Below are 6,084 nucleotides of genomic sequence, written 5' to 3' on the forward strand. Positions count from 1 at the left end.
TAAATCAACGATCGGAGTACCGGAATTAGTTGTGGAAGATCTAGAGTATGCAAGGAAAAGAAAAACCTATAATATGAGAATAGCCCTTGTTTATGCAGGTTTGATCGCCTACTTTCTTGTTGTTGCATATCCCTTATTATGGATGGTCATCAGTTCTTTCAAAAGCACAGAGGAAATTTTTAACCATAGTTGGTCACTTCCTCATACATGGTTGTTTGAAAATTATGTTACAGCTTGGAATAGTGGGATTTCTTCCTACTTTTTAAATAGTGTCATGGTTACTGGCATGACTTGTATGCTAACGGTTTTAGTAAGTGCGTTAGGTGCATACGGATTATCTCGCTTCGAATTTCGTGGAAAGGCTTTCATTTTGGTCATATGCTTAGGCGGTTTGATGCTATCTCCCCAAGTAAGCCTGATCCCTTTGTATAATATCATTCAGAAGCTTGGGATATATAACACCCATTGGGCGCTAATCTTACCTTATGTAGCATACAGAATTCCGCTAACCATCTTGTTGATTCGTGCCTACTTCCTGTCCATTCCGAAAGAACTGGAAGAGGCTGCCCAGCTGGATGGGTGCACAAACCTTGGAATCCTTTTTAGGATTTTCATACCCATGAGTAAACCTATTTTATTAACGACGGTAATTTTAACAGCTTACTATACATGGAATGAATTCATGTTCGCCATCATCTTTATAGACGATGATAGTTTACGTACGATACCTGCCGGTTTAATGCAATTCCGAGATGCATTGCAAACCGATTGGGGAGTGTTGCTTTCTGGATTAACGATTTCAGCGGCACCTATCGTCATTTTATTTTTATTCATGCAGAAGTATTTTATCCGTGGAATTGCTAGTGGAAGTGTAAAATGATTACAGGGGGAACAGGCATGAAGCTAATTGGAATTGGAGATAACGTAGTAGATTTTTATAAAGACCAAGGAAAGATATATCCCGGCGGCAATTCATTAAACGTGGCAGTCATGTACAATCGTTTAAATGATGAGCAATCTTCATATATTGGCATTGTAGGAAATGATGGGGCGGCAGACCATGTGTTGGAGGTATTGCAAAAGGAAAAGATGGAGATTAGTAGAGTAAGACAAGCGGTAGGAGAGAACGGTATGGCCGTCGTCGCGTTGGATAAGGACGGGGACCGAATTTTCATTGGTTCCAATAGAGGGGGAATTCAATCCAGATTGGGGATTGTACTGAATGACAAGGATTTGGATTATATTCGGCAACACGACCTTCTTCATACAAGTGTTTATAGCCATATAGAGCATAACCTCCCATCATTAAGCCAACTCATTGACATTTCTTTTGATTTTTCGACAAATCAAGAGGAACACTATTTACAAATAGTTTGTCCGTATGTGACATATGCATTTTTTTCAGGAAGTAATTTAAACACTGCAGAGTGCCATGCACTGATTCAAAAGGTGCATTCGTTCGGCTCAAAAGTGGTATGTGTTACTCGTGGGGAAAAGGGAGCACTCTTATCAATTGAAAATCAATTATATGAACAAGCTATTATCCAAACCAAAGTTGTAGATACATTGGGGGCGGGAGATTCATTTATTGCTGGTTTTCTCTCATCGTATGTCCAAGGGCAAGATGTAAATAAAGCTTTACAAAAAGGAGCTTTAGCTGCCTCCCAAACCTGTCAGGATTATGGAGCTTTTGGGTATGGTAAAGAATATATTCCTGACCATATGCTGGTTTAACATGATTTATAGATGGAAAAAGGTAACGAGATCCCGGATTAGAAGGGGGATTCGTTACCTTTTTCTTTCGACATGGAACTATCAATCGTAAAGGTCACGCGATTGGCAGGATAATATAAGAAGGAGGAATGGATGGGCTGCTTCTTTGCGTCATATGCCACTTTCTCCACTTTGAAAAGGGGATCTCCCACTTCGCACTCTAAAAATTTTGCTTCATCTGCATTTGCCAATACCATATTTAAAAGTTTCGTGTTATGAACAGGAGTAATATTATATTTATGCTTTATGATGTCATACATGGAAACGGAGTTATGGACATGGTCATTTAAATTAGGCAGAACCTTTAAGGAATAATGAGAAATTTCCAAGGTGAGAGGTTGATTATCATAGTATAAGATCCGTTGTAATTCAAGAACATCACTTTCAGGAGTAATCTCCAAGGATTTAGAAATATTAGCCGGTGCGGGTATGATTCCAAATGAAAGGATTTTAGTTTGAGGTATCTTCCCTAATTCTGACATATATTCAGCATGACCGTTAACAGCAAATAGTTCCCTTTTTACTTTAGGATATTGGACAAATGTTCCCTTTCCTTGTTGGCGTATTAGAAGACCCTCTTCCACCAAGTCCAAAACCGCTTTTCTAACAGTAATGCGACTTACTCCATATATGTCACATAATTCTGTTTCCGTTGGTAATCTTTCGCCAGGAGAGTAAATCCCTTTGTTTATATCTTCAATAATAGATTGTTTCAATTGCATATATAATGGCGTAGAACTATGAGTGTTGAGTTTCATATTTTCCCCTTTCTCTTATTTTTTTCTTTTATTATAACGTAATGTGATGTTATAGTACAAATCATCAATTCGACTAAATGCATAGCCAATATATATATGGTGAAAGGCATCCGGCAACAAGGATCGTTGTTGTGGGAAAATATGCATTTTTGCACTAACATAAAAAGAGTATATATTAGTGCAGCTCCCAACTTTTAGCTCAAGCTAGTGGCAGCATCATAAAATAGCCATAATACGACACCAAATTCCAACATATTTCTACTTTTCCATTTTGTATAATGAGATAGAAAAATATTTTAAGGGAGTGATTGTTGTCATATGAAAAACAGGAAGGTTATTTCAACTCTGGGAGTTGCCGTTTTATCGGCGAGTATTGCGGCACCAGCATTTGCAGCTAATGAAACATCCCCGGGAACACCCATTCAACAAACTTATTCGGTTTCAGGTTTTACAGATCATGCTGAACTAGGGAAAAAGCTAGAACAAATTGCGAGTGATAGCCAAGGTAAAGTAAAAGTGGAGGTAGCTGGATATTCCAATAGACATAGAGAAATCTATAAAGCAACCGTAGGAACTGGCGACAAAGTCGTTTTCATTCAAAGTGAGATCCATGGGAATGAGAAAACTGGTACGGATGCCATCTTGAATATCTTGAAGTTTTTGGGGACCAACTCACCTGAAGCGGAAAAAATTCGTAAAGAAATTACCTTGGTAGCTTTGCCTAAAATGAATCCCGATGCCGCTGAATTGAACCGTCGCGGAAATGATATGACCTGGGCAGAGGTCGTCGACCAGTTTCCGCAGTTAGCAGGAGCCAATCCATCTTGGAACTACTATACATACAAAAATGAATCATTCGATTATGAGTCCAAACCAGGTTTCGATGTTAATCGTGACTTTAATCCTGATTTAAATTATATTCCTCAAGCTAAAGACTTCCCTGGAAAATCATCCACCCCTGGTTGGTTCATAACACCTGAATCACAAACAACACGTGATGTTTACAAGGCTCTACTGAAGCAATACGGTAAGGTGGAGATTTTTGTGGACCTGCATCACCAAGCTCCCTATTATGAAGTTGATGGAACGGATGATTTAGTCACCTACTCGATTTCCGCTCAATTTGTTCCTGATCCAAGCTCGCCTTCAGGACAGGATTATGCAAAATATGCAAAAAACTATAATTATGATTTTTCCAGACAATTGAATGTGGCGGTATATAATGCCATGAAAGCACAAGGGAATTCTCCATATGGGAATATATCCTTGTATCCGCAAAATCAAAACCTTCCTGGAACGGCTTTAGGAGCCTTTGCTTTAAACGGAAGCGGGACAGTACTCTTTGAAGTTAGAGGTCAAACTCAGTCTTTTGGCCAAAAGAAAAAAGGCATGCTCATTAAAGCAGTTGAAAGAGGCCTATATGGAATAATCGATGGGGTTACTGATGGCTCTGTATATAAAATCAATCCGGAACAATACGAGTCAATTCCACTGACGGAGGGCAGGCAATAATTAAAAGTGAGGAAAAGATAGTATTATAACTTCCAGCATATATTGAAGTAACCAGACGGAACTCTAGGCAAATGTATTCTATCTAAAAGGTAAGACAAAGTTGATTGGAGCGGGTGTTCGAGACTCCTGCTTAGAAAAGCGCGTCTAGGGGAGACCCCGCAGGCGAAAGCCGAGGAGGCTCCACCGGCCGCCCGCGGAAAGCGAGTGCCCTACGTTCCAATCAACGTCAGACGGGTGTCCGTCTGGTTTTTCTTCATCGGGAACAAAAGTGTTTTTTGGTAGAAGAAAACTATTTGGAAACATAGTCATTTTTCACTATTAACATAAAGTGGCAAAAGTGTCAGAATATTATTAATAGTAATTTTTTCTGATTATTATATTTGATAAGGAGGGTTTTTATTGAATTTTAAAAAGAAGGTTCTATCAGTTTCATTATCTAGTTTAATGACGTTAAGCGCAGTAACAGCTGTTGCGTTACCTGTCGGAGCGGTTGGAAATGGTCCCAGTGCTGGAAATGGACAAGTGACAACTTCAAATCTTCATACATATGAAAGCCTGGTGAGCTATCTTAAAACGCAGGATGCTAAACAAGAAAGGCTGGCACTGGAAGTAATCGGGGAAACGGTAAAAGGAAGGGACATTTACCTAGCGAAGTACATCTCAAATCCTAAGAATCCAACCATACTATTTTTGACGCAACAGCATGGAAATGAACAACTGACTACCGAGGGTGCACTCGAATTCATTAAACATCTAGGCACGAACAAGACTAAAGGTATTTTGGATAATGTCAATATATTGATCATTCCCATGTTAAATGCAGATGGAGCAATGGGAGATGTTAATTTCCCTCTTGATGATTATTTAGCAAAAGGTGATCGGCATTTAACACGGGCAAATGCAAATGGGATTGACTTGAACCGTGAGCATGATAAAAAAACTGATAACATGCAAGTAGAGGTAAAGGCTTTACACGAAAATGTATTTGCGAAATACGATATAGATTACATGATAGATTTACATCATCAAGGGACGCTAAGCGAAACGGACGGTGAACTTGTTTCAGGTTCAATTCTTTATCCTACAAACGCGAACGTAAAGCCTGAAGTGTTAGAAGCCTCAAAAAAATTGGGTGCTGTCGTATATAACTCCATTGAACCAACTGGTTGGGGGCATATTGGTAGGTATGATGGCGGTTCTGGAGAAAATATAGGCCGTAATGGTGCAGCCGTTCGCTATGATATTGCCACACTGCTCTTTGAGATGCGAGGTATGTCGGACCACAATGTCGAGTCAGTAGCGCTTGGACAAAAAAGTAATGGCTATCTAATAAAGCAAACGGTAACCACTTTGGATGCAGCTGTCAGAGCTATTGCCGATGATTCAATTGAAACTGTCGATGCAAGCTTTTGGGACACCCTGCCAACACAATCCAATCGTCGCGGGATAGAATCGGACGAATAAAATGAAGACACATTCCATTCTTTCAGATGGGATGTGTTTTTTTATTTTCCTACACCGATAGACGAAGTTGTTATATGGAATGATTTATAGTCGAAGTAGCAGGACAAGGATAAAGATGACATAGAAAAAAAGCATCTGCTTTCACCTAAGATGCTCAGTTTGTCGACAAAAAGGGGTTCGGAATGATTTGGACATAGAACCATGATTTTAAAGGAAGATTAGATGATCCTTAATGTTTTTTTGTTTTATGAAACCTCAATTGATGGAAGAAATTTGCGACACTCCTGCAGAATAGCTTGCTAGCCAAGACCCCACAGACGCTTGCGTCGAGGAGGCTTGGCAGACAGTCGGCGGAAGGGGAGCGGATTTCTGAAATCAGCTGGAACATTTTTAAAGAAAAAAGACTGTAGACAAATTCACTTTCTTCGAATTGAACTGCCCCGTAAATGTTAGACACCAAACTAACATTTACGGGGTGTTTTTTATGGCTAATTTTTCTACCGAACAGAAAATATTCATTACACGACTTTACCTTGAAGGTGAGCACAGCTATATGGATCTTCAAAAAATATTTGAA

Annotated in this window: 5 protein-coding genes; 4 read left to right on the forward strand and 1 reads right to left on the reverse strand. The window is 39.4% G+C overall.

Annotation, left to right across the window (positions count from 1 at the left end; translation table 11 throughout):
* Nucleotides 1–73 precede the first annotated feature (73 nt).
* Nucleotides 74–880 (forward strand): carbohydrate ABC transporter permease, encoded by an 807-nt coding sequence (locus AC3WLU_RS12110; RefSeq protein WP_492597310.1) that lies wholly within the window; start codon nucleotides 74–76, stop codon nucleotides 878–880.
* A 17-nt stretch (nucleotides 881–897) separates the two neighbouring features.
* The gene (locus tag AC3WLU_RS12115; protein ID WP_492597303.1) at nucleotides 898–1,734 is read left to right on the forward strand and encodes a PfkB family carbohydrate kinase; all 837 of its coding nucleotides are present in this window, start codon (nucleotides 898–900) and stop codon (nucleotides 1,732–1,734) included.
* A gap of 38 nt (nucleotides 1,735–1,772) precedes the next feature.
* Here the strand turns inward: AC3WLU_RS12115 and AC3WLU_RS12120 are convergent, their stop codons facing one another.
* A complete protein-coding gene (locus AC3WLU_RS12120; RefSeq protein WP_492597304.1) occupies nucleotides 1,773–2,531 on the reverse strand; it encodes a GntR family transcriptional regulator in 759 nt (252 codons plus the stop codon).
* A 318-nt stretch (nucleotides 2,532–2,849) separates the two neighbouring features.
* Between AC3WLU_RS12120 and AC3WLU_RS12125 the strand changes: the two genes are divergently transcribed.
* Both AC3WLU_RS12125 and AC3WLU_RS12130 read left to right on the forward strand, forming a co-directional pair.
* A complete protein-coding gene (locus tag AC3WLU_RS12125) occupies nucleotides 2,850–4,043 on the forward strand; it encodes a M14 family zinc carboxypeptidase (protein ID WP_145504742.1) in 1,194 nt (397 codons plus the stop codon).
* Between the two features lie 399 nt (nucleotides 4,044–4,442).
* A complete protein-coding gene (locus tag AC3WLU_RS12130; RefSeq protein WP_492597305.1) occupies nucleotides 4,443–5,507 on the forward strand; it encodes a M14 family zinc carboxypeptidase in 1,065 nt (354 codons plus the stop codon).
* Nucleotides 5,508–6,084: the final 577 nt, after the last annotated feature.

Source organism: Peribacillus sp. FW305-BF15 (assembly GCF_058783805.1).